The following is a 21,945-nucleotide window of genomic DNA, read 5'->3' on the forward strand; positions in this document are numbered from 1 at the left end:
CCGATGCCGTTCTGGAGCGGCTTGTCGGCCGAGTCGCGCGAGACATTCTGGCGCTCGCTGCAGGCGCTCTCCGCCACCCGCATCGTCATTTCGCTGGTGCTGCTGGCCTACCTGATGTTCGACCGGCGCGATGTGCCGACCGCCGGCCTGTATCTGTATACCGAAACCTGCATCGCCTACCTGGTCATGGCCGGCGCCTTCGCGCTGGCCTGCCTGTACGTACGCACCCGTTTCCTGGCGCAGGTGGTGATCCAGATCGCGGTCGACATCGCCGTCATTTCAGTGCTGTACATGGCCGGCGAGGAGGGCCGCGGCAGCCTGGTGATCCTGTACCTGTTCCCGCTGGCCGGAGCCGCGATCCTGGCGCCGCGCGTGCTGGCCCTGTTTTCGGCCGCGCTGGTCACCCTGTTCCTGCTGCTGGCCTCGCTCTACCAGGTGTTCATGGGCATCGGCGGCATGCCGATCACCCAGGCCGGCCTGTACGGCGGCGCCTTCTTCGCCATCGTGCTGGTGGTCAGCCACCTCGCCGGCAAGCTGATCCGCCAGGAAGAACTGGCGACGCGCCACGGCGCCGATCTGCAGATCCAGCTGGCGATCAACCAGATCGTCATCGCCGACGTCGCCGACGGCATTCTCGTGGTCGACCGCGCCGGCCGCATCTTTGCCGGCAACCCGGCCGCCCAGCGCATGCTGGGGCTGGCCAACGGCGACAGCGGCTTTGCCCTGTCCGAGGTGGCGGCGCTGGAACCGGTGGCGTTTGCGTTTTCGGAGTGGCAGCAGCAGGTCGGACCGGCCAGCCCGAGCGGGGCGGCGCGCGCCGCCTTTGTCACCGTCAAGCCGTATCGCGACAGCGGCGGCGGCACCGCCGGCACGGCCGCCTGGAGCGGACGGCGCGACCTGGCCGCCCACCTCAAGCTGCGCTTCGCCCGCGTGGACACGGTCGACGAAGCCTCCGAGCGCTGCGTGATTTTCCTGCAGGACGTCACCGCCATCGAAAACCAGGCCCAGGAACTGAAACTGGCCTCGATGGGACGGCTCACCGCCAGCATCGCCCACGAGGTGCGCAATCCGCTCTCGGCCATCGGCCACGCCACCGCGCTGCTGGCCGAAGACCTGCACGAGCCGGGCCAGGCGCGCCTGCTCAAGATCGTCGGCGACAATGTCACGCGCGTCAACCGCATGGTGGAAGACATACTCCAGTTGTCGCGCAAGGTCCAGCCCAATGGCGCACCGTTGTTGCTCGGCCCCTTTTTGAATGAGCTCAAGACCGAATTTGATGAAACCCAGGGGGTTGCCGATGATATAGTGTGGCTAGGCAACACTGGCGCCGTGCCGGTGCGTTTCGACGCGCTGCACCTGCGCGAAGTGGTGATCAACCTGCTGACCAACGCGCTGCGCTACGCCAGCGGCGGGGTGGGCAGTATCCGGGTCTACGTCGTCACCGATGCGGCCGGCGGCATGGAGCTGCACGTGCAGGACGACGGTCCCGGCATCACGCCGGAAGTGCGGGCCCACCTGTTCGAGCCGTTTTATACGACGTCGAGCAAGGGGACCGGGCTGGGGCTGTACCTGGCGCGCGAGCTGTGTCTGAACAACGCGGCGATGCTCGATTACGAATATCGCTTCGATGCCAGCGGCTTCGGCGTGCGCGCGGCCAGCGGCCGTTTTGTGATTTCGTTCGCGCAGCCGCTGGGAGCGCGCGGCGCTACTGCTAACAGAAAGGCAACAACATGACATCACCCCGCGTACTGGTCGTCGATGACGAGGCGGATTTACGCGAACTGCTGGAAATCACGCTGGTCAGGATGGGGCTCGATGTGGACAGCGCCGAAACGCTGCGCGAGGCGCGCGCCTTCCTGGCGCAGAACGATTACGGCCTCATTCTCACCGACATGCGCCTGCCCGACGGGCTGGGCCTGGAACTGGTGCAGGAAGTGGGCGCCTCCAACAAGTCGACCCCGATCGCGGTCGTGACCGCTTACGGCAGCGCCGAAAACGCGGTGGTGGCGCTCAAGGCGGGCGCCTTCGATTACGTGTCCAAGCCGGTGGTGCTGGACGACTTGCGGGTAATGGTGCAGTCGGCCTTGCGGCTGTCGGCGCCGTCGGCGCACAGCGGTAGCCCGGCCGCGCCCGGCAGCGCCTCGCGCCTGATCGGCGAATCGGCCGTGATGCAGTCGCTGCGCAGCCAGATCGAGCGGCTGGCGCGCTCGATGGCGCCGATCGCCATTACCGGCGAGTCGGGCAGCGGCAAGGAACTGGTGGCGCGCGAAATCCACGCCCGCAGTTCGCGCGCGGGCAAGCCGTTCATCGCGGTCAACTGCGGCGCGATTCCCGAAGCGCTGATGGAAGCGGAGTTTTTCGGCTACCGCAAGGGCGCGTTTACCGGCGCGGCCGACGAGCGCGACGGTTTTTTCCATGCGGCCAACGGCGGCACCCTGATGCTCGACGAAGTGGCCGACCTGCCGCTGGCGATGCAGGTCAAGCTGCTGCGCGCGATCCAGGAGCGGCGCGTGCGCAAGATCGGGGCCACCAGCGAGGAGCCGGTCGACGTGCGCATCATCAGCGCCACGCACCAGAACCTGGCCCAGTGCGTCGAGACCGGCAAGTTCCGGCAGGATCTGTTTTACCGTTTGAATGTGATCGAACTGAGCGTGCCGCCGCTGCGCGAGCGGCTCGACGACCTGGGCGTGCTGGTGAACGGCATGCTGGCGCGCCTGGCCGGACCGGGCAAGCCGGCCGCGCTGGGGCCGCAGGTGCTGGAGACCCTGCGCACGTATTCGTTTCCGGGCAATGTGCGCGAACTGGAAAATGTGCTGGAACGGGCGCTGGCGTTTGCCAATGACGGCGTGATCGAGGTGGGCGACCTGTCGCTCAAGGGCGCGCGGGTGGCCGAGAAGGCGGCGCCGGCCGAGGCGATGCCGGCTCCGGCGCCGCCGCCGGTGGCGCTTGCGGCGGCGGCGCCGCTCGGCGCCGGCGCGCCGGCCGAGCTGCCCAGCAGCCTGCCCGATTACCTGGAACAGGTCGAACGCGAAATCATCTTGCGCGCGCTGACCCAGACCCAGTTCAACCGCACCCAGGCGGCCGTGCTGCTGGGGATCAGTTTCCGGCAGCTGCGCTATCAGATGCAGAAGCTCGATATCCAGGAGCCGGAAGGGTAGACAGCTTGCCCCTCTCATCGTTCGAGGCCCATTTCGACGCCCACTCTCCCCACAGTTTATAATGCTGCCCCGCGATGTAAAAAGTGGGAGCGTGACGGCGTAGCGCTGACGTAAAGAATGCGAAATGACTCGCTAAATGGAAGGGCAGGCGTGCAACTTGGCTGATAAAGTCAAGTGTGTTCGGTAAAAAAATCGCAAGTGAATTCAGTTGCCTCAGCCCGGGCAAGGCACTACAATTAGTCTCATATTTGATGAATTGACTAGATCTAGTGGTTATGAAACGTATCTACCGATAGCTCAATACGCATGCGGCAGTACCGGCGAGCCCGGCTTTTAACGCTGCGACCCCACCACAGCCCATCACGGTACCGGCCTAGGATTTCAGGCTGGCGGGGTAGTTTTTTGTTTTTTTACATTTATTGGGGACGGTTGCTTGACGCCGTCCACTTGATAACAACCGGCGGCAGACCAAAGCCCGCCGCTCCAGGAGGTCCCACATGCAAACATCCCAAGATTCTTCGATTAACCAATTGCACGTCACACCTGGAGCAGCCGCTCCGGCCGCAGCCACCAGCGCCGCCGCTGTCGCCGCCCGCGGCGACTACCGCATCATCCGCCGCAACGGCGCCGTCGTCGCGTTTGAACCATCGAAGATCTCGATCGCCGTCACCAAGGCCTTTTTGGCCGTGAGCGGCGGCCAGGGCGCCGGCTCCGCGCGCGTGCGCGAACTGGTCGAGCAACTGACCGACAACGTGGTGTCGGCCCTGATCCGCCGCCAGCCATCGGGCGGCACCTTCCACATCGAAGACGTGCAGGACCAGGTCGAACTGTCGCTGATGCGTTCGGGCGAGCACGACGTGGCGCGTGCCTATGTGCTGTACCGCGCCAAGCACATGGAAGAGCGCCGCCTGCAGAAGGAGGCGCAAGGCGCCTCCGCACATCTGACTCCGCCCCAGATCCACGTGCTTGAGAACGGCCAGCGCCGCCTGCTCGACATGAACCAGGTGCGCGACCTGATCGCCGCCGCCTGCGTCGGCCTGGAAAAGCACGTCGACGCCGACGCCATCCTGGCCGAAACGGTCAAGAACCTGTACGACGGCGTGCCGGTCGAAGAGCTGCACAAGTCCGCCATCCTGGCTGCGCGCGCGCTGATGGAAAAGGACCCGGCTTACTCGCAGGTCACCGCCCGCATCCTGCTGCACACGATCCGCAAGGAAGTCTTCTGCGAAGAAGTGCCGCAAGCCCAGGCCGCCGCACACTATATAGAGTACTTCCCGAAATACATCGCCAAGGGCATCGAGAACGAGCTGCTGGACCCGGTCCTGGCCAGCTTCGACCTGGCCAAGCTGGCCCGTGCCCTGGTCGCCGACCGTGACTTGCAGTTCGGCTACATCGGCCTGCAAACCCTGTACGACCGCTACTTCCTGCACGTGCGCGATGTGCGCATCGAAATGCCGCAGGCGTTCTACATGCGCGTGGCCATGGGCCTGTCGCTGCGCGAAGAAAACCGCGAAGCGCGCGCCGTCGAGTTCTACAACCTGCTGTCGTCGTTCGACTTCATGAGCTCGACCCCGACCCTGTTCAACGCCGGCACCCTGCGTTCGCAGCTCTCGTCGTGCTACCTGACCACCGTCTCGGACGACCTGGAAGGCATCTACGACGCGATTAAAGAAAACGCGCTGCTGGCCAAGTTCGCCGGCGGCCTGGGCAACGACTGGACCCCGGTGCGCGCCCTGGGCGCCCACATCAAGGGCACCAACGGCAAGTCGCAAGGCGTGGTGCCGTTCCTGAAAGTGGTCAACGACACCGCCGTGGCGGTCAACCAGGGCGGCAAGCGCAAGGGCGCGGTGTGCGCCTACCTGGAAACCTGGCACATGGACGTGGAAGAATTCCTCGACCTGCGCAAGAACACCGGCGACGACCGCCGCCGCACCCACGACATGAACACGGCCAACTGGATTCCCGACCTGTTCATGAAGCGCGTGATGGAAAAGGGCGACTGGACCCTGTTCTCGCCGTCCGAAACGCCCGACCTGCACGACAAGGTCGGCAAGGCTTTTGAGGCGGCCTACACCGGCTACGAGGCGAAAGCGGCCGCCGGCGAGATCCGCGTATTCAAGAAGATCGCCGCGCTCGACCTGTGGCGCAAGATGCTGTCGATGCTGTTCGAAACCGGCCACCCATGGATCACCTTCAAGGACCCATGCAACATCCGTTCGCCACAGCAACACGTGGGCGTGGTCCACAGCTCGAACCTGTGCACCGAGATTACCCTCAACACCAACGAGTCCGAAATCGCGGTCTGCAACCTGGGCTCGGTGAACTTGCCGGCGCACATGAAAGAAGGCAAGCTGGACCCGGTCAAGCTGCAAAAGACCGTGCGCACCGCGATGCGCATGCTCGACAACGTCATCGATATCAATTACTACGCCGTCGAAAAAGCCCGCAATTCGAACATGCGCCACCGTCCGGTGGGAATGGGTATCATGGGCTTCCAGGATTGCCTGCACATGATGCGCGTGCCTTACTCGTCGAACCAGGCGGTTGAATTCGCCGACCGCTCGATGGAAGCGGTGTGCTACTACGCCTACCTGGCCTCGACCGAGCTGGCCGAAGAGCGCGGCCGCTACGAGTCGTACAGCGGCTCGCTGTGGGATCGCGGCATCCTGCCGCAGGATTCGGTCAAGCTGCTGGCCGACGAGCGCGGCGGCTACCTGGAAGTCGACATGTCCTCGGCCATGGACTGGACCGTGGTGCGCGAGCGCATCAAGCAGTTCGGCATGCGCAACTCGAACTGCGTGGCGATCGCCCCGACCGCGACCATTTCGAACATCATCGGCGTGTCGGCCTGCATCGAACCGACCTTCCAGAACCTGTATGTGAAGTCGAACCTGTCCGGCGAATTTACCGAGATCAACTCGTACCTGGTGCGCGACCTCAAGGCGCGCGACCTGTGGGACGAAGTCATGATCGCCGACCTGAAATACTTCGACGGCTCGCTGGCCAAGATCGACCGCATCCCGCAAGACCTGCGCGACATCTACGCCACCGCCTTCGAAGTCTCGCCGAGCTGGCTGGTGGAGGCGGCATCGCGCCGCCAGAAGTGGATCGACCAGGCCCAGTCGCTGAACATCTACATGGCTGGCGCGTCCGGCAAGAAGTTAGATGAAACCTACAAGCTGGCCTGGCTGCGCGGCCTCAAGACCACCTACTACCTGCGCACCATCGCGGCGACCCACATGGAGAAATCGACCTCCAAGACCGGCGCGCTGAACGCGGTGGCGGTGGACGGCGGCATGTCGGCCCACGCCATGGGCGCGGCGGCCGATACGGCGGCGGCAGCTGCCGCGGCGACGGCGGCATCGGTGGCCGCCGCGGCGGCCGAGGAAGAGGGCGCGGCGTGCTACCTGCGTCCGGGCGACGATGGTTTCGAGGAATGCGAAGCCTGCCAGTAAGCGTTGAAAACCCTGATACACCAAGAGGAGCGCTGCGGCGCTCCGGCAAGACCGAACTGAACACAGACGAAAAGAGGAATCACCATGTTGTCCTGGGACGATGAAACAGCCAGCGCGCCAGCCGCGCGCCCCGCGGCGCCTAGCGCCGAACCCGCCGCCGATGCCGCATCGGTCGCCAAGCGCGTGCACGCCGACGACAAGCGCATCATCAACGGCAAGACCGATGTCAACCAGCTGGTCCCGTTCAAGTACAAATGGGCGTGGGACAAGTACCTGGCCGGTTGCGCCAATCACTGGATGCCGCAAGAGGTCAACATGCAGCGCGACATCGAGTTGTGGAAAAATCCCAACGGTCTGACCGACGACGAGCGCCGCCTGGTGAAACGCAACCTGGGTTTCTTCGTGACCGCCGATTCGCTGGCCGCGAACAACATCGTGCTCGGCACCTACCGCCACATCACGGCGCCGGAATGCCGCCAGTACCTGCTGCGCCAGGCCTTCGAAGAAGCGATCCACACCCACGCCTATCAATACATCGTGGAGTCGCTGGGCCTCGATGAAGGCGAGATCTTCAACGCCTACAACGAAGTCAAGTCGATCCGCGACAAGGACGAGTTCCTGATTCCGTTCATCAACACGCTGACCGATCCGGCCTTCACCACCGGCACCGTGGAAAACGACCAGAAGCTCCTGAAGTCGCTGATCGTGTTCGCCTGCCTGATGGAAGGGCTGTTCTTCTACGTCGGCTTCACCCAGATCCTGGCGCTGGGCCGCCAGAACAAGATGATGGGCGCGGCGGAGCAGTACCAGTACATCCTGCGCGACGAGTCGATGCACTGCAACTTCGGCATCGACCTGATCAACACGATCAAGATGGAAAACCCGCTGCTGTGGACCCCGGCCTTCAAGGAAGAAATCAAGCAGCTGTTCCTGAAAGCGGTCGACCTGGAGTATGCGTACGCCGAAGACACCATGCCGCGCGGCGTGCTCGGTCTGAACGCCACCATGTTCAAAGGTTACCTGCGCTTCATCGCGAACCGCCGCGCGCAGCAGATCGGCCTGGACGCGATGTTCGCCCAGGAAGAAAATCCCTTCCCGTGGATGAGCGAGATGATCGACCTGAAAAAGGAACGCAACTTCTTCGAGACGCGCGTGACCGAGTACCAGACCGGCGGCGCCTTGAACTGGGAATAAGCGAGCGCACGGTGGGCCGGAGAAGGATGCCGGCGCCATCGATCGTGTGAGGCACTTCGGGCGAACATGGATGTTCGCCCGAAGTCCGTTTACGCGTTGGCTTTTGCATGCGGCGCGTTGGCGCGGCGTCGGGTTGTGGAAAAATCCCAACGGTTTGACGATGACGCGCGTCGTCGCACAAAAAAAATCGCGCGCCTTCATGCGCGCCGGTTGGCGCGCCGCCCGGCGCATTATCGCGCGCCGCAATTGCCATCCAACCCGGTCGCGCCAGGCCGTCCGCGAGCGCATTCGCAGGCACCGAAAGCGTCGCATCGCGACCTCGCCGGAGCTGAGCAAAGGCGCGATTGTCGGCGCCCGAAACCGCCTTGAGCCGATCGGCGACATCGCCGCGTTGCGCATATCGTTCATCGATTTCTGTGCGATCCGGTCTCCACGGTGCGCGCTTTGGCGCGCGCCCGGATGCGCCCGACCTTGCCGATTGCCTTGCCCGGCATGATCGAAGGCGGCTTCTTTTACGCGGTCCTCACCCGATTCCCGCGCGCGCATGGCGGGACAAAATGACGGGTGCGGCGAAGCGCTATCAGAACATTTTGCGTGACGAATCAATGCATTGCAATTTTGCGGCCGACTTCATCGACACCATGCGGATGAAAAAACGCCGCTGCGCACGGCGGCTTGATACGGCGCGGACGCGGCGTCCGTGCCGCACGCATTCATCGATCGGCCGCGCATGCCGACGGCGCCGCGCGGCGCGCCGTGACGCGCGCGACGCGACGACGTTTCGTGCTTGCGCGCGCCTCATCGCACTGCATCGGGCAGCGCCGCGCGCAACCGGCCGGGCCTGATGGCGTGCGTGCGCGAGAAGAAAATTCGCGCCGGCGAATGCGCCAAATGCATGCCTCGGAAAACGCGCTCGGCGTCGTCGCGGCGCGCATCGCCAAACACCAAACCGAGGCCGCGTTGAACGGCGAATAAACGATTTTCAAAACGCGCGACGCGCATGAGGCGCAAGCGGTCGAAAAAAAAGTAAGCGAAACACAGTGTGCTGGTTGCGCACTGACAAGGTTTTCGTGTACTTTACGTGATTGAATTTGTCAAAACGTGAACGCGAAGATGCAAGCCGCGCGCGACGACAAAATCATCGATCAAAATGGGACGCTGATTCAAACAGATATGCGCTTAAACTTCTGCAAAAGACAAAGCCGCACTGCCTGATCCGGTTCAGGCATGGCGGCTTTTTCTTTTACGGATGTGGGCTCTTGATGTGGACAGCGAACCATGAACACCGTATCCATCGTCTCTGTTTTCAGAAACGACTATAGCTGAAGCGCTGCAAACTTGAGGAGTTGCAGCAGTTCAGCTGGTGCCGAATTCATTAGCATAAACACCGAACACGTTTGTGCCGATGAATAATTCGCCTGACCTCCAGTTACGGGTCGGACGGGTTTTACATCTTGTAGCGTGATTTTTTCCCATCGCAGATGAAGGAGAACCCAAATGGCAACAGCCGCTAAGAAACCCGCAGTAAAGAAACCAGTCGCGAAAGCCACTGCCGAGAAACCAGCGAAGAAAGTCGCCGCGAAAGCAGTAGCAGCTAAAGCAGTCGCAGCCAAGCCGGCAGCGAAAGCCGCAGCGAAACCTGCAGCGAAAAAAGTTGTAGCGAAAGCCGCAGCCAAGCCAGCAGCGAAAGCCGCAGCGAAGCCGGCAGCGAAAGCCGCAGCCAAGCCAGCAGTGAAAAAAGCGGCAACCAAGCCAGTAGCGAAAAAAGCAGCGGCAAAAACCGCAGCCAAGCCAGCAGCCAAGCCAGTAGCGAAGAAAGCAGCAGCCAAGTCGGCCGCCAAGCCAGTCGCTAAAAAAGCGGCAGCCAAGCCAGTCGCCAAAAAAGCGGCAGCCAAGCCAGCAGCAAGCAAGGCAGCAGCCAAGCCGGCAGCCAAGGCAAAAGCGACGGCCAAGCCAGTCGCTAAAAAGGCAGCAGCCAAGCCAGCAGCCAAGGCAGCAGCAAAGCCGGCCAAGGCAGCAGCCAAGCCAGTAGCGAAGAAAGCCACGGCGAAATCGTCGGCCAAGCCAGCAGCCAAGTCGGCAGCGAAGCCAGCAGCCAAGCCGGTAGCGAAGAAAGCCGCCGCCAAACCTGTCGCCAAGAAAGCAGCAGCAAAGCCAGCAGCCACCAAAGCCGCAGCCAAGCCAGCCGCCAAAAAAGCAGCAGCGACGTCGACCGCCAAGAAACCAGCAGTAACTAAAGCAGCAGCAAAGCCAGCAGCGAAAGCAGCAGCAAAGCCAGCAGCAAAAAAGGTGGCGGCTAAGCCAGCAGCAAAAAAGCCGGTTAAGGCTGCGGCAACGCCAGCAGCCAAGCCAGCACCAGCTCCAGCAGCGGCGATTCCTGCCGTCGCAGCAGCCAAGCCGGCCGTAAAGAAAGCGGCAGCCCCTAAAAAGGCAGCGGCACCGAAAGCCGACGCGGCCAAGCCAGCGGCAGCTCCCGCACCAGCGGCAGCGGCAGCACCGGCACCTGCGCCAGCGGCGAAAACTGTGTTGGCTCCGGCAGCAGCATGGCCATTCCCGACCAGCAGCCGTCCGTAACAGGTTGTTGGGCCTGGATCAGGCAAAATACCGCTGTGTGACTTGATTCACACAGCGGTTTTTTTTTAAGGAGAGCACGTGTACAGTATTGTTCAGTTGATCGTCGACACCATCGCCACCATTCTTGGCGGGGTCCTGTTACTCCGGTTCTGGATGCAGGCGATCCGCGTGCGTCCGCCGCCGCAGATCGGGCAATTCATTTTTACCCTGACCGATTGGATGGTGCTGCCGATGCGGCGCATCATTCCCGGTGTGGGCGGCTACGATTGGGCCAGCCTGATCGGCGCTTTTCTGGTGGTGGCACTGGCGACCTCGGTGATCCTGTTCTTTGGCGCCTCGTTCGAGCTGGTGGCCATGATGTCCCTGTACACCTTCCTGACCTGGATTCTGTACGGCTTCATGGGGACGCTGTTGATCGAGGTGATCCTGAGCTGGGTCAACCCGCAGGCACCGATGGCGCCCTTCGTACAGGCCCTCAACGACCCGCTGCTGCGCCCCTTGCGCAAGGTGGTGCCGCCGATCGGCGGGATCGACCTGTCGGTGATGGTGGCGTTGATCCTGATCAAGATCGTGCATCTTCTGGTGCAGATGCTGTTCGGGCTGCGATGAGCCGTGCCTGGTGCTCGGCCTTGCCGGGCGCGCTGCGGCTGGCGGTGCAGATCACGCCGAATGCCAGGAAGACCGAGGTGATCGGCGTGCTGGACGACGCGCTCAAGCTCAAGTTGCAGGCGCAGCCGATTGAAGGCAAGGCCAACGAGGCCTTGATCAAATATTTATCTGGAGAATTGGGCGTGCCGAAAAGCGCGCTCACGATCACGCACGGCCTGACCAGCAAGCGCAAGCTGATCGAAGTGGTGTCAGGCAGCCTGACGCCGGAGCGGGTCGCGCAGATCCTGTTGAAGTAAATCCACTAATTTCAACCGGAGTCAGCGCTCCAAATCGAAACATGTTTGTGTCGATTCGGAGCGCTGACCCCGGTTAGGCAACTTAGAAGCGGTAGCCGAACTCGGCTTCGAACTTGTCGGCGATCTGGTCGGCCGTGACGAGGTGGTTCTGGCCACCCTGGTGCGCGATCTTGATTGCGCCCATCAGGCTCGCCAGGCGGCCTGTGGTAGGCCAGTCGAGGTCGTTGGTGATGCCGAACAGCAGCCCGGCGCGGTAGGCGTCGCCGCAACCGGTCGGATCGACCACGGCCGCTGCTTGTACGCAGGGAATCTCGTGGCGCTTGCCGCCGGTGTGGATTTCCGAGCCCTTTTCGCCGCGCGTGATGATCAGCGCTTCCAGGCGCCCGGCAATCTCGGCCAGGGTCAGGCCCGTGCGGTCCATCAACATTTCGAATTCGTAGTCGTTGGCGGCCACGTAGGTCGCCTGGTTGATGAATTCGATCAATTCGTCGCCGCTGAACATCGGCAATTGCTGGCCCGGATCGAACATGAACGGCACTTGCAGCGCCGCACAGTCGCGCGCGTGCTTGATCATGCCGCCACGACCGTCCGGCGCGATGATCGCCACGCGCAGCTCGCCCTGGTCGCCGACATTGTTTTCATGCGCGAATTCCATCGCGCCCGGGTGGAAGGCATTGATCTGGTTGTTGTCCAGGTCTGCCGTAACGAAGCATTGCGCGGTGTACGAGTGGGTGATCTTGCGGATCCCGCGCGTCTCGATGCCGAGCTTGTCGAAGCGCTCCATGTACTCGCCGCCATCCTGGCCGATCGCGGCCATGATCAGCGGCTCGCCGCCCAGCATCTTGAGGTTGTAGGCAATATTGGCCGAGCAGCCGCCGTATTCGGTGCGCAAGGTGGGTACCAGGAAGGAGACGTTGACCTTGTGCAGTTGGTCGGCCAGCAGCGTTTCGCCGAAACGGCCGTTGTATTGCATGATCTTGTCGAATGCGAGCGATCCGCAGATCAGTGTGGTCTTGGTCATGAGGGTCCCTTATGGATAGAAGATGGCGATGCGGTAGCCGGATGCCTTGATCTGTTTTACTTCAAAAGTCAGTTTGATCGCTTGTTCGGACCGCGCCGTGAAGCCTTTGGCGGTCACCGTGCCTTTGGGCAGGTATTCGGCCGGCACGACGACGCGCCGCAGCAAGGTCTTGTCGTTGCCATCGGTCAGCGCCAGTTCGATGTTCGGCCAGGCCTGGGTCAGGTCGCTCTGGTTGCGCAGCAGGGTCGAGAGCGTAAAGGCGTTGGCGCCGAGCGATTGCAGCTCGCCCGTTTCGATGCTCAGGCTGTCGATCTGGGCCGGCAGTTCGAGCTTGCAGCCAAGCGTGGCGCAGGCCGATACCAGTACCGGTTTGACTGCCGGAAACTTGGCCACCAGGATGTTGCGGAAGGTCGTGACGCCCTGGGCCACGAGCAGGATCGCCAGTACAAGCGAGCCGATCATCAACGCGATGCGGCGCGAGCCTTGCTTTTCTTCCAGTTCGCGGCTGCGGCGCAGGAAATCGGGCTCGTCGTTCTCGGGCTCGGAGATGACTGGCGCCGGCGCTGGTGGCGGTGGCGCGGCCGGCACGCTGGCCGGCTTGTCGCCCGAGGACTGGCGCAGCAGCGGCAGCGGGGCATGCTCCAGGTCGCGCACCAGCGGTTCGGTGTTCGGGTTCAGCAAGGCGTCGCTGCGCGCGTGGTCGTCGATTTCTTCGGCGTAGGACAGCACCATCACGGTGTGGCCGGGCTCGTCATATGCGTGCTCGACCAGCATCGGCTCGATGCGGCCCGGCTTGGTGACGGCCGGCTCGACGCGCGCCGGCTCGTCGAAGACTGGCTCGATCGCCGGCGCGTCGAAGTGGGCAGGCTCGGCAACGGCCGGCTCGACGTGGACCGGTTTGGCCGGATCAGGCTCGGCCGGATCAGGTGCGGCCGGATCAGGTTCGTCGAAGACAGGTTCGGCCAGCGGCGGCAGGAACTGGGCTGGCTCGGCAGCGGCCGGCTCGATGTGGACCGGTTCGTCCAAGTCAGGCTCGGCCGGATCAGGCTCGGCCAGCGGTGGCAGGAATTGATCTGGCTCGGCAACGGCAGGTTCGACCTGGACCGGCTCGTCGAACGCGGGTTCGAGTGGCGGCAGTTCGTCGTGCGCCGGCTCGGCGGCGGCGGACAGCTCCACGGCTACTGGCTCGGCCAATGCGGGCTCGGGCAACATCGGTTCCGGCGCTGCTTCGGCAGGTAGCGCTTGCGTGAAAGCCGGTTCGGCAAAACGCGGTTCCTCGAAGGCCGGCTCGGCAAAGCGCGGTTCCACCAACAGCGGCTCGGCAAACTCCGGCTCCTCGCGCTCCGGCTCGAAGAAGACCGGCTCGATACGCGCGTTCGCATCGCGTACCGGCGCCGATGGATAGTTCAGATCGAGCAGCGGCTCGTTGAAGCTCAGCTCGCCGAAGTCCGATTCGGAAGAATCGTCCGGAGGAGCAATCGCGACGATTTCTTCATCGATCGGCATGTCGATCGGAAAGGGCGCTGGGCTCGAACCAGGCGTCGCGTCGTCGCGGGCGCCGATGTCGATCGTCGGCCATGGCGTCGTGGACTTGCCGCGCCAGGCTGCCGCTTGCGGTTCGGGCTCGACGTAGGGCGCCGCGTACGGCTCGTCATACATATCCTCGGGCTCGACGAACATCGCAATCGAGAGCGGGATGAAAGGTTTCGTACGCGGGGGCTCCGGCTCCGGTTCCGGTTCCGGCTCTTGAGCCGGCCCGGCTTCGGGCACAGGAACAGGCTCCGGCTCCGGCACAGGCACCGGTTCCGGCACGAATACAGGCTCCGGTTCGGGCTCGGGAAGCGGTTCGGGCTCGGGAACTGGCTCCGGCGCCGGCTGCGGCCTGAGCCACACCGGGACGAAAGCAGGCTCGACCGATGTTTCCATCTGCAAGGTGGACACGGGATTGCCGTTATCCACGGGCGCACTCATCGCCGCAGCGGCGGGAGGCGGGGCAACAGGGGAGGAGATGACTGGCGGCAGCGCGTCGAGTTCGACCAGGGCCGCGTTGCCGTCGAAAATTTCATTGCAGGCGCCGCAGCGCACTATGCCCCCACGTAACTTCAACTGGTCGGAAGCGACCCGGAAAGTCGTGCTGCAATGGGGGCATCGAGTGGCGAGCGCCATGCCTTTATTGACCGCGAGGGGTAGGTGGAACGTTGCTGCCAAGCTGGCCGTGTAGTGCTACCCAGCCATCTTGCTCAGCCCACACGCCGAGCGTAATGAACGGGGCATACGCCTCGGCCACTTCTTCAGCCTGGCGCGCCAGCACGCCGGACAACACCAGCGAACCGCCCGGGGCAACCCGGCCGGCCAGCATCGGCGCCATCAGTTTCAATGGGCTCGACAAAATATTGGCGACAACCGTGTTGAACTTGCCGGTGGCGTGATGCGGCTTGGCCGAGGTGGCGAAGCTGTCCGGCAGGTAGTAATCGATGTCGCACTGGTTGCGCGCGGCATTGTCGCGCGCCGATTCGATCGCTTGCGGATCGATATCGACACCGGCCACGTCGCCCGCGCCCATTTTCTTGGCCACCATGGCCAGGATGCCGGAGCCGCAACCGTAGTCGAGCACGGTCTTGCCGGGGGCCGGATGCGCCTCCAGCCATTCCATGCACAAACGCGTGGTCGGATGGCTGCCGGTGCCGAAGGCCAGGCCAGGATCGAGTTCGAGAATCAGGGCGTCCGGGTCCGGCGCTTCGTGCCAGCTCGGAACGACCCAGATGTTCTTGCCGATATGAATAGGCGCGAACTGCGATTGCGTCAAACGCACCCAGTCTTCGTCGGCCACGGCGCGCGTGGTAAACGTTGGTGTGGTGTCGATACCAATGGCCGCAGCCGCTTCGGCCACGATGGCGGCCTGGTCGGCGTCGACGTCGGTCAGGGCCACCACGCGGCTGTGATCCCACGCCGCTTCGGTCGGTTCCATGCCAGGTTCGCCGAACAGCGGCTTTTCCTGGTCGGTGCCTTCGTCGGCGTCTTCCACCGAGACCGACAGGGCGCCGGCTTCCATCAACGCGTCGGACAAGGCTTCGGCGTGTTCACGTGCAATTTCAATGACAACTTCTGTCCAACTCATGCGTCTGCCTTCGTTTCCGATTTGTTAGGGCTGGTCGGGCCTTTCGGCAGATCCGGCTTGTCGGCCAGTTTCTGCTCGAGGTAGTGAATATTGGTGCCGCCTTCGATAAAGCGCGCATCGATCATCAATTCGCGATGCAGCGGGATATTCGTCAGGATACCCTCAACTACCATTTCCGACAGCGCGATTTGCATGCGGCGGATGGCTTGCTCGCGCGTGGCGCCGTAAGCGATGACCTTGCCGATCATCGAATCGTAATGCGGCGGCACATAATAGCCGGCGTACGCATGCGAATCGACGCGGATGCCAGGACCGCCCGGCGCGTGCCAGGACACGATGCGCCCCGGCGACGGGGTAAACTTGAACGGGTCTTCGGCATTGATGCGGCACTCGACGGCGTGGCCCGAGAGCATGATGTCGCGCTGGCGGAAACGCAGTTTTTCGCCGCAGGCGATGCGGATCTGTTCTTGCACGATATCGATGCCGGTGATCATTTCGGTGACCGGGTGCTCGACCTGCACGCGCGTGTTCATCTCGATGAAGTAGAACTCGTTGTTCTCGTACAGGAATTCGAAGGTGCCCGCGCCGCGGTAGCCGATCTTGCGGCAGGCTTCGGCGCAGCGGTCGCCGATCTTTTCGATCAGTTTGCGCGGAATGCCCGGCGCCGGCGCTTCTTCGATCACTTTCTGGTGGCGGCGCTGCATCGAGCAGTCGCGCTCGCCCAGCCAGACGGCATTCTTGTGTTCATCGGCGAGGATCTGGATTTCCACGTGACGCGGATTTTCCAGGTACTTCTCCATATACACTTCCGGATTGCCGAAGGCGGCGCCGGCTTCGGTCTTGGTCATTGCCACGGCGTTGAGCAAGGCCGCTTCGGTGTGGACCACGCGCATGCCGCGTCCGCCGCCACCGCCGGCTGCCTTGATGATCACCGGATAGCCCACGCGGCGCGCGGTCTGGATGATTTCTTTCGGATCGTCCGGCAGGGCGCCGTCCGAGCCTGGCACGCACGGCACGCCGGCGCGGATCATGGCTTGCTTGGCCGAGACCTTGTCGCCCATCAGGCGGATCGAGTCGGAACGCGGACCAATGAAGACGAAGCCGGATTTTTCGACGCGTTCGGCGAAGTCGGCGTTTTCGGACAGGAAGCCGTAGCCGGGGTGAATCGCTTCGGCGTCCGTCACTTCGGCCGCGCTGATGATCGCCGGCATGTTCAGGTAGCTCAGCGACGATGGCGCCGGTCCGATACACACCGATTCGTCGGCCAACTTCACGTACTTGGCGTCTTTGTCGGCTTCGGAGTGGACCACCACGGTCTTGATGCCCATCTCGCGGCAGGCGCGCTGGATACGAAGCGCGATCTCTCCACGATTGGCAATGAGAATTTTTTCAAACATAGTGGTCGATCAGCCAATCACAAACAGCGGTTGGCCGAACTCGACAGGCTGGCCGTTTTCGACCAGGATCTTGGTCACGACACCGGAGACGTCGGAGTCGATTTCGTTGAGCAGCTTCATCGCTTCGATGATGCACAGGGTCTCGCCTTCCTTGATGTTCGAGCCGACGTCGACGTAGGCAGCCGAGCCCGGGGCCGACGAACGGTAGAAGGTGCCGACCATCGGCGACTTGACGATGTGGCCGGTTGGCTCGGCCGGCACGGCCACAGGGGCGGCGACCGGGGCCGGTGCCGGGGCGCCGGCGTAGTGCTGCTGCATGCCTTGCGGCTGCATCATGACCATCTGATTCTGCGGGATTGCGGATGACTTGACGATGCGGACCTTGCTCTCGCCTTCGGTTACTTCGAGTTCAGCGATGTCCGATTCGGCGACGAGATCGATCAAGGTCTTGAGTTTTCGTAAATCCATGTGAAACCCCTTGGAATTTATTGTGTTTTAAGAGTATGCGGCGTGCTCATGATATAAGCATAACCGCGCATAATGCTTGAAGATGCCAGTAGATTAACGCTTTTTAAGCGCAAAGTCGATGGCAAAGCGATATCCATCAATGCCGAGCCCGCAAATGGTGCCCTGCGCAATGGCGGACAGAAAAGAGTGATGGCGGAATGCTTCACGCTGGTGGATATTGGAGATATGCACCTCCACGAACGGGATCGCAACCCCGGCCAGCGCGTCGCGCAAGGCCACGCTGGTATGCGTCAGCCCCCCCGGATTGATGACAATGGCGTCCACGCCGCCGCTGCGGGCGGCATGGATGGCATCGATCAGGGCACCTTCATGATTGCTCTGAAAGCAAGTTAGCGTGGCGCCCGCCGCGGCAGCCTGGGCTGTCGCAGCGTTCTCGATGTCGGCTAATGTTGCCTTGCCGTACACCTCAGGCTCCCGTGTCCCCAGCAGATTCAGGTTGGGGCCGTTGAGCAGAAGGAGCTTTTTTGCCATGGTTGAAGGGTCGTTATTGCGCGAAAGTCCCGCATTTTGCCGCCAACTGCGGGCATTGGCAAGCGAAAAAAATTGCTAAAAGTTACTGACTGGTGCATTCCGTACCGTAAAGCACGGTTGCGCCAAGGGTTTGTGCCTCAGGACTTGAGTGCGGCCAGGTCGGCCTTGAGCTCGTCGAACTTGATGCGTCCCAGATAGGTTTTCTTGACCTGGCCGTCGGCGCCGATCAGCACGGTGTAGGGCAGGCCGCCGGCGCTGTTGCCCAGCTTGCGCGAGAGTTCGGTGCCGCTGATGCCGGCCACGTAAATCGGGTAGCTGATATTGAATTTGCCGGTAAATTCGGCGATGTTGGACGGCGAATCGATGCCGATGCCGATGATGTTGATGTTTTTGGCGCTGTTTTCCCTGGCCACCTCGGCCAGCTCCGGCATTTCTTCCACGCACGGCGGGCACCAGGGCGCCCAGAAATTGACCACGAGCGCCTTGCCCTTCCACTGGGCCAGCGCCTGCGGCGTGCCGGCCGGGTTGTTCAGGGTTTCGGCAAACAGCGCCTCGACCGGGGTCGCGCCAGCGCCGCCCGGCTGCACGGCAGGCGGGGTGGTGGAGGCCACCACCGGGTCCTGTTTGTTGTGCATGCCAAACCAGGCGCCCAGCGCGCCGGCCAGCACGGCGATACCGGCGAAGGTGAAGATCGTTTGCTTGTTCATGTCGGGTCCTGGGGGGAAGTCGCTGTCGTTTCGGAAGTGGTCATCATGCTGCGCAGGGCGGCGGCGTCGGCGCGCTGGGGGCGGCCGTCGGCGCGTGGCTTGAGGGCGCCGCGCAGGTCGTGCTTTTCATACAGTTCGGCGTGCACGCCTTCGCCATGCCACAAGAAGCTGACCGTTTCGACCGGGTCGAAGCGCGCGCCCTTGAAGTGCGGCGTTTCGGAAATGTCGATCGTGACGTTGCGGTTCAGAAGGTAGATCTGCACTTCCTTGGCGCTGTCGGCGAACAGTTGCAGCTCGATGTCGTCGTGCGCGCCGGCGGTGCCATTGAGCACCGCGCCGGTGATGTAGGGCGAAAATTCGGCCAGCGCATCCATCACTTGCAGGGCCGCCGTGCGCAGCGCGAGCAGGCGCGCCGGCTGGGTGTCGGCCAGGAACAGCGCCTGGTAATCGCGCACGGCGGTTTCGATCTGCACGTTATCGGGCAGCAGGTTGGCGGCGTCGGCGCGCTCGCCGAGCACCTGCAGCGCGGCCTTGCGCTTGGCGCTGGCATAGTCGGCGCCGTCCTGGGCAATCATGCGCGCGGCGACGGCGGCGATTTCCGCGCGCAGCAGGGAGAGATCGTCAATCGGGGTAGGCATCATGAGCGAGATAATACTCTGGAACGGAAAAAGTCATGGGATAGCTCGAAAAACCTACTGCGCGGCGCCTGGTTGGTCCGGCGATGCTCACCGTACCTTCGTACGGCTGCGCTTCTCGGGCCAACCATGCACCGCTCGCTACGGTTTTTCGAGCCATCCCAGTGGGTCGGGTAAAATCGCGTATTCACTCATTTGGCCACGACACCATGCATATTCACATCCTCGGCATTTGCGGCACCTTCATGGGCGGCCTCGCGGTCCTGGCGAAAGAAGCCGGCCACAAGGTCACCGGCTGCGACGCCAACGTCTATCCGCCGATGAGCACCCAGCTCGAAGCCCAGGGCATCGAACTGATCCAGGGCTTCAGCCCGGACCAGATCAAGCTCAATCCCGACCTGTATGTGATCGGCAATGTGGTGGCGCGCGGCAATCCGCTGGTCGAGGAAATCCTGAACCGCAGCCTGCCGTACATGTCGGGTCCTCAATGGATCGGCGAACACATCCTGCACGATAAATGGGTGCTGGCCGTGGCCGGTACGCACGGCAAGACCACCACCTCGGCCATGCTGGCCTGGATCCTGGAAGACGCGGGCTATTCGCCGGGCTTCCTGATCGGCGGCGTGCCGATGAACTTCGGCATTTCGGCGCGCCTGGCGGGCAGCGCGCCGTCCGGCTACTTCGTGATCGAAGCGGACGAGTACGACACCGCGTTTTTCGACAAGCGCAGCAAGTTCGTGCATTACCACGCCAAAACCGCCGTGATGAACAACCTCGAATACGATCATGCAGACATCTTCCCCGATATCGGCGCCATCGAGACCCAATTCCACCATCTGGTGCGCACCGTGCCCGGCGTTGGCCGCCTGATCGTGAACGGCGACGAAGCGTCGCTGGGCCGCGTGCTCAAGCGCGGCTGCTGGAGCGAGAAGGAAATGTTCGGCGCCAGCGACGGCGCTGACTGGAGCATGGCGGAACATGCCGGCGGTAACTTCGATGTCGTCTTCAAGGGCGCGGTCGTGGGCACCGTGGCCTGGGGCCTGACCGGCAAGCACAACCGCCTGAACGCGCTGGCGGCGATTGCCGCGGCGCGCCACGTGGGCGTGCCGGTGGCGCAGGCGGCCGAATCGCTGGCCCGCTTCGAGAGCGTCAAGCGGCGCATGGAAGTGCGCGGCGTGGTGCGCAACATTACCGTGTACGACGATTTTGCCCATCATCCGACCGCGATCGCCACCACCGTCAACGGCCTGCGGCAAAAGATCGGCAGCGGCGACAAGGCTCAGGGCCGCATCCTGGCCGTGCTGGAACCGCGTTCGAACACCATGAAACTCGGCTCGATGAAAGACGCCTTGCCTGGCAGCCTGCGCGAAGCCGACCTGGTGTTCGGCTTCGGCAGCCAGCAGGCGCTGGGCTGGAGCCTGGCCGACGCCCTGTGTCCGCTGGGCGCCATCGCGCACAGCTTCGACCATCTGGATTTCCTGGTCAAGGCGGTGGCCGACGCGGCCGAGCCGGGCGACCATATCCTGGTCATGAGCAACGGCGGCTTCGGCGGCGTGCACCAGAAACTGCTTGAGGCGCTGGCCCAATGATTCTTTACCTGCACGGTTTCCGCTCCTCGCCGCGCTCCTACAAGGCGCGCGTGGTGGGCGAGAAGATGGCGGCGCTGGGGCGCGCGTCCGAGCTGATCTGCCCGCAACTGCCGGCCTCGCCGAAAGAGGCGATGGATCTGGCGCTGACCCTGGTCGAACGCTACGATGCGGCCGAGCTGGCGATCATCGGCTCCTCGCTGGGCGGCTATTACGCCACCTGGCTGGCCGAGCGGATCGGCTGCCGCGCGGCGCTGCTCAACCCGGCGGTGTACCCCCTGAAAGACCTCGACAAGCATGTCGGCGTCACGACCGAGTATCATTCCGACAAAGTTTTTGAATTCAAGCGCGCGTACATCGATGAACTGGGCGCGCTGGCCGTGCCCGCCATCACCCGTCCGGAGCGCTATTTCCTGCTGGCTGCGACCGGCGACGAAGTGCTCGACTACCGCGACATGACGGCCCATTACGCCGGCGCGCGCCAGCATGTGATCGAGGGCAGCGACCACGCCATCGCCGAATTCGGGCAGTACGTGGACGACGTCCTGGGGTTTTGCCTGGACGGCGCCGCGGACCGGGTGCGGTGAGGGGCGCTTCGCTGCGCCAGGCGTCGTGGCATGCGCATGTGAACCGGGTCAACGCGCCGCTGGCGCTGCGCGCCTGGCTCACCAGCGGCGGCTCGCTGACGGCGCGCCTGGTCGCGCACAGCAAGGCCTTCCGCGTGCAGCGCCTGCACCAGCGGCGCGCGCCGTGCCTGGCGGACGAAGCCGCCGCGCTGGGTTTGCCGCGCACGGTCCAGGTGCTGGAGCGTGAAGTGTTGCTGCGCTGCGACGAAAGGCCGGTGGTGTTTGCGCACACGATGGTGCCGCTCTCGGCCAGCGCCAGCGACTGGCCGCTGTTCGGCGGGCTGGGCGAACGCTCGCTGGGGAGTACCCTGTTTTACGATCCGCAAGTGCTGCGCGGGGAACTGGAATTTGCGCGCATCCGCGCCGGTCATCCATTGATGGAACGGGCCCGGGCGGCGCTCGGCATGGACGCCGACACTGTTTTATATGCGCGGCGCTGCCTGTATCGCCGCCACCGGGGCATCTTGCTCGTGACCGAGGTGTTTCTGCCCCCGGTCCTGGCACTTGCCAGGCGCGACCTGACCCCCGCGCCAAAGAACAATACCAAGTAAAAAATATCAAAGCAAAGAC

Annotated in this window: 21 protein-coding genes; 10 read left to right on the plus strand and 11 right to left on the minus strand. The window is 63.3% G+C overall.

The window, feature by feature from the left end; translation table 11 throughout:
- Positions 1 to 3: 3 nt before the first annotated feature.
- The 5 genes from F2P45_RS06945 to F2P45_RS06965 all read left to right on the plus strand — a co-directional run bounded on the left by F2P45_RS06945 (position 4) and on the right by F2P45_RS06965 (position 8,303).
- Complete coding sequence (locus F2P45_RS06945) at positions 4 to 1,734, plus strand: sensor histidine kinase (RefSeq protein WP_166871907.1); 1,731 nt, start codon at positions 4 to 6, stop codon at positions 1,732 to 1,734.
- The gene (locus F2P45_RS06950) at positions 1,731 to 3,158 is read left to right on the plus strand and encodes a sigma-54-dependent transcriptional regulator (protein WP_166871910.1); all 1,428 of its coding nucleotides are present in this window, start codon (positions 1,731 to 1,733) and stop codon (positions 3,156 to 3,158) included. The genes F2P45_RS06945 and F2P45_RS06950 overlap by 4 nt, the downstream gene beginning before the upstream one ends.
- Positions 3,159 to 3,655: 497 nt before the next feature.
- A complete protein-coding gene (locus F2P45_RS06955) occupies positions 3,656 to 6,613 on the plus strand; it encodes a ribonucleoside-diphosphate reductase subunit alpha (protein ID WP_166871913.1) in 2,958 nt (985 codons plus the stop codon).
- A gap of 84 nt (positions 6,614 to 6,697) precedes the next feature.
- Positions 6,698 to 7,807: a ribonucleotide-diphosphate reductase subunit beta gene (locus tag F2P45_RS06960; RefSeq protein ID WP_166871916.1), complete on the plus strand. Its 1,110-nt coding sequence runs from the start codon at positions 6,698 to 6,700 to the stop codon at positions 7,805 to 7,807.
- A 70-nt stretch (positions 7,808 to 7,877) separates the two neighbouring features.
- Entirely contained in the window at positions 7,878 to 8,303 is a 426-nt protein-coding gene (locus tag F2P45_RS06965) for a hypothetical protein (RefSeq protein ID WP_166871919.1), read from the plus strand.
- Between the two features lie 302 nt (positions 8,304 to 8,605).
- On the opposite strand, the gene F2P45_RS06970 is transcribed toward F2P45_RS06965, so the two are convergent.
- From F2P45_RS06970 to F2P45_RS36735, 3 genes are all read right to left on the minus strand, one after another.
- Positions 8,606 to 8,809: a hypothetical protein gene (locus F2P45_RS06970; RefSeq protein WP_166871922.1), complete on the minus strand. Its 204-nt coding sequence runs from the start codon at positions 8,807 to 8,809 to the stop codon at positions 8,606 to 8,608.
- A 314-nt stretch (positions 8,810 to 9,123) separates the two neighbouring features.
- Positions 9,124 to 10,155 (minus strand): hypothetical protein, encoded by a 1,032-nt coding sequence (locus F2P45_RS06975; protein WP_166871925.1) that lies wholly within the window; start codon positions 10,153 to 10,155, stop codon positions 9,124 to 9,126.
- A gap of 74 nt (positions 10,156 to 10,229) precedes the next feature.
- On the minus strand, positions 10,230 to 10,352 hold the full coding sequence (locus tag F2P45_RS36735) for a hypothetical protein (protein ID WP_267877339.1): 123 nt from the start codon (positions 10,350 to 10,352) through the stop codon (positions 10,230 to 10,232).
- A 107-nt stretch (positions 10,353 to 10,459) separates the two neighbouring features.
- Between F2P45_RS36735 and F2P45_RS06980 the strand changes: the two genes are divergently transcribed.
- Both F2P45_RS06980 and F2P45_RS06985 read left to right on the plus strand, forming a co-directional pair.
- Positions 10,460 to 10,990, plus strand: coding sequence for a YggT family protein (locus tag F2P45_RS06980; protein WP_370663216.1), 531 nt, complete (start codon positions 10,460 to 10,462; stop codon positions 10,988 to 10,990).
- Positions 10,987 to 11,286 carry a DUF167 domain-containing protein gene (locus F2P45_RS06985; RefSeq protein WP_166871928.1) on the plus strand — a complete coding sequence of 100 codons (300 nt, stop codon included), beginning with the start codon at positions 10,987 to 10,989 and terminating at the stop codon, positions 11,284 to 11,286. Before F2P45_RS06980 ends, F2P45_RS06985 begins: the two co-directional genes overlap by 4 nt.
- An 82-nt stretch (positions 11,287 to 11,368) precedes the next feature.
- Here F2P45_RS06985 and F2P45_RS06990 read toward each other — a convergent pair whose 3' ends face one another.
- The 8 genes from F2P45_RS06990 to F2P45_RS07025 form a co-directional block, all read right to left on the minus strand.
- The gene (locus F2P45_RS06990; RefSeq protein ID WP_166871931.1) at positions 11,369 to 12,307 is read right to left on the minus strand and encodes a carbohydrate kinase family protein; all 939 of its coding nucleotides are present in this window, start codon (positions 12,305 to 12,307) and stop codon (positions 11,369 to 11,371) included.
- A gap of 9 nt (positions 12,308 to 12,316) precedes the next feature.
- A complete protein-coding gene (locus F2P45_RS06995) occupies positions 12,317 to 14,473 on the minus strand; it encodes a DUF3426 domain-containing protein (protein WP_166871935.1) in 2,157 nt (718 codons plus the stop codon).
- Between the two features lie 4 nt (positions 14,474 to 14,477).
- The gene (gene prmA / locus F2P45_RS07000; RefSeq protein ID WP_166871938.1) at positions 14,478 to 15,425 is read right to left on the minus strand and encodes a 50S ribosomal protein L11 methyltransferase; all 948 of its coding nucleotides are present in this window, start codon (positions 15,423 to 15,425) and stop codon (positions 14,478 to 14,480) included.
- Positions 15,422 to 16,822: an acetyl-CoA carboxylase biotin carboxylase subunit gene (accC, locus tag F2P45_RS07005; protein ID WP_166871941.1), complete on the minus strand. Its 1,401-nt coding sequence runs from the start codon at positions 16,820 to 16,822 to the stop codon at positions 15,422 to 15,424. The genes prmA and accC overlap by 4 nt, the downstream gene beginning before the upstream one ends.
- 9 nt (positions 16,823 to 16,831) lie before the next feature.
- Positions 16,832 to 17,290 (minus strand): acetyl-CoA carboxylase biotin carboxyl carrier protein, encoded by a 459-nt coding sequence (gene accB / locus F2P45_RS07010; RefSeq protein WP_166871944.1) that lies wholly within the window; start codon positions 17,288 to 17,290, stop codon positions 16,832 to 16,834.
- Between the two features lie 93 nt (positions 17,291 to 17,383).
- The gene (gene aroQ / locus F2P45_RS07015) at positions 17,384 to 17,821 is read right to left on the minus strand and encodes a type II 3-dehydroquinate dehydratase (RefSeq protein WP_166871947.1); all 438 of its coding nucleotides are present in this window, start codon (positions 17,819 to 17,821) and stop codon (positions 17,384 to 17,386) included.
- Positions 17,822 to 17,958: 137 nt separating this feature from the next.
- The gene (locus tag F2P45_RS07020; RefSeq protein ID WP_166871950.1) at positions 17,959 to 18,528 is read right to left on the minus strand and encodes a TlpA family protein disulfide reductase; all 570 of its coding nucleotides are present in this window, start codon (positions 18,526 to 18,528) and stop codon (positions 17,959 to 17,961) included.
- Positions 18,525 to 19,169, minus strand: a complete 645-nt coding sequence (locus F2P45_RS07025; RefSeq protein ID WP_166871953.1) for a hypothetical protein — start codon at positions 19,167 to 19,169, stop codon at positions 18,525 to 18,527. The genes F2P45_RS07020 and F2P45_RS07025 overlap by 4 nt, the downstream gene beginning before the upstream one ends.
- Before the next feature lie 239 nt (positions 19,170 to 19,408).
- Between F2P45_RS07025 and mpl the strand changes: the two genes are divergently transcribed.
- Genes mpl through F2P45_RS07040 form a run of 3 tightly spaced genes read left to right on the plus strand, consistent with a single transcriptional unit; the run spans position 19,409 to position 21,926 of the window.
- Positions 19,409 to 20,752, plus strand: coding sequence for a UDP-N-acetylmuramate:L-alanyl-gamma-D-glutamyl-meso-diaminopimelate ligase (gene mpl / locus F2P45_RS07030; RefSeq protein WP_229504960.1), 1,344 nt, complete (start codon positions 19,409 to 19,411; stop codon positions 20,750 to 20,752).
- A complete protein-coding gene (locus F2P45_RS07035; protein WP_166871959.1) occupies positions 20,749 to 21,336 on the plus strand; it encodes a YqiA/YcfP family alpha/beta fold hydrolase in 588 nt (195 codons plus the stop codon). Before mpl ends, F2P45_RS07035 begins: the two co-directional genes overlap by 4 nt.
- The gene (locus tag F2P45_RS07040; protein ID WP_166871961.1) at positions 21,333 to 21,926 is read left to right on the plus strand and encodes a chorismate--pyruvate lyase family protein; all 594 of its coding nucleotides are present in this window, start codon (positions 21,333 to 21,335) and stop codon (positions 21,924 to 21,926) included. Before F2P45_RS07035 ends, F2P45_RS07040 begins: the two co-directional genes overlap by 4 nt.
- Positions 21,927 to 21,945 lie beyond the last annotated feature (19 nt).

It is taken from the genome of Massilia mucilaginosa, from assembly GCF_011682145.1.
GTDB classification, from domain to species: Bacteria; Pseudomonadota; Gammaproteobacteria; order Burkholderiales; family Burkholderiaceae_D; genus Telluria_A; species Telluria_A mucilaginosa.

Coding starts and splice junctions, on each gene's coding strand:
- F2P45_RS06970 (WP_166871922.1), bottom strand. CDS start 8,809: ATGCGCGTCGCGCGTTTTGAAAATCGTTTATTCGCCGTTCAACGCGGC.
- F2P45_RS06955 (WP_166871913.1), top strand. CDS start 3,656: ATGCAAACATCCCAAGATTCTTCGATTAACCAATTGCACGTCACACCT.
- F2P45_RS07035 (WP_166871959.1), top strand. CDS start 20,749: ATGATTCTTTACCTGCACGGTTTCCGCTCCTCGCCGCGCTCCTACAAG.
- F2P45_RS06985 (WP_166871928.1), top strand. CDS start 10,987: ATGAGCCGTGCCTGGTGCTCGGCCTTGCCGGGCGCGCTGCGGCTGGCG.
- F2P45_RS06995 (WP_166871935.1), bottom strand. CDS start 14,473: ATGGCGCTCGCCACTCGATGCCCCCATTGCAGCACGACTTTCCGGGTC.
- F2P45_RS07025 (WP_166871953.1), bottom strand. CDS start 19,169: ATGATGCCTACCCCGATTGACGATCTCTCCCTGCTGCGCGCGGAAATC.
- F2P45_RS06990 (WP_166871931.1), bottom strand. CDS start 12,307: ATGACCAAGACCACACTGATCTGCGGATCGCTCGCATTCGACAAGATC.
- mpl (WP_229504960.1), top strand. CDS start 19,409: ATGGGCGGCCTCGCGGTCCTGGCGAAAGAAGCCGGCCACAAGGTCACC.
- accC (WP_166871941.1), bottom strand. CDS start 16,822: ATGTTTGAAAAAATTCTCATTGCCAATCGTGGAGAGATCGCGCTTCGT.
- F2P45_RS36735 (WP_267877339.1), bottom strand. CDS start 10,352: ATGCTGCTGCCGGAGCCAACACAGTTTTCGCCGCTGGCGCAGGTGCCG.
- F2P45_RS06945 (WP_166871907.1), top strand. CDS start 4: ATGCCGTTCTGGAGCGGCTTGTCGGCCGAGTCGCGCGAGACATTCTGG.
- F2P45_RS06950 (WP_166871910.1), top strand. CDS start 1,731: ATGACATCACCCCGCGTACTGGTCGTCGATGACGAGGCGGATTTACGC.
- F2P45_RS07020 (WP_166871950.1), bottom strand. CDS start 18,528: ATGAACAAGCAAACGATCTTCACCTTCGCCGGTATCGCCGTGCTGGCC.
- aroQ (WP_166871947.1), bottom strand. CDS start 17,821: ATGGCAAAAAAGCTCCTTCTGCTCAACGGCCCCAACCTGAATCTGCTG.
- F2P45_RS06965 (WP_166871919.1), top strand. CDS start 7,878: ATGTTCGCCCGAAGTCCGTTTACGCGTTGGCTTTTGCATGCGGCGCGT.
- prmA (WP_166871938.1), bottom strand. CDS start 15,425: ATGAGTTGGACAGAAGTTGTCATTGAAATTGCACGTGAACACGCCGAA.
- F2P45_RS06960 (WP_166871916.1), top strand. CDS start 6,698: ATGTTGTCCTGGGACGATGAAACAGCCAGCGCGCCAGCCGCGCGCCCC.
- accB (WP_166871944.1), bottom strand. CDS start 17,290: ATGGATTTACGAAAACTCAAGACCTTGATCGATCTCGTCGCCGAATCG.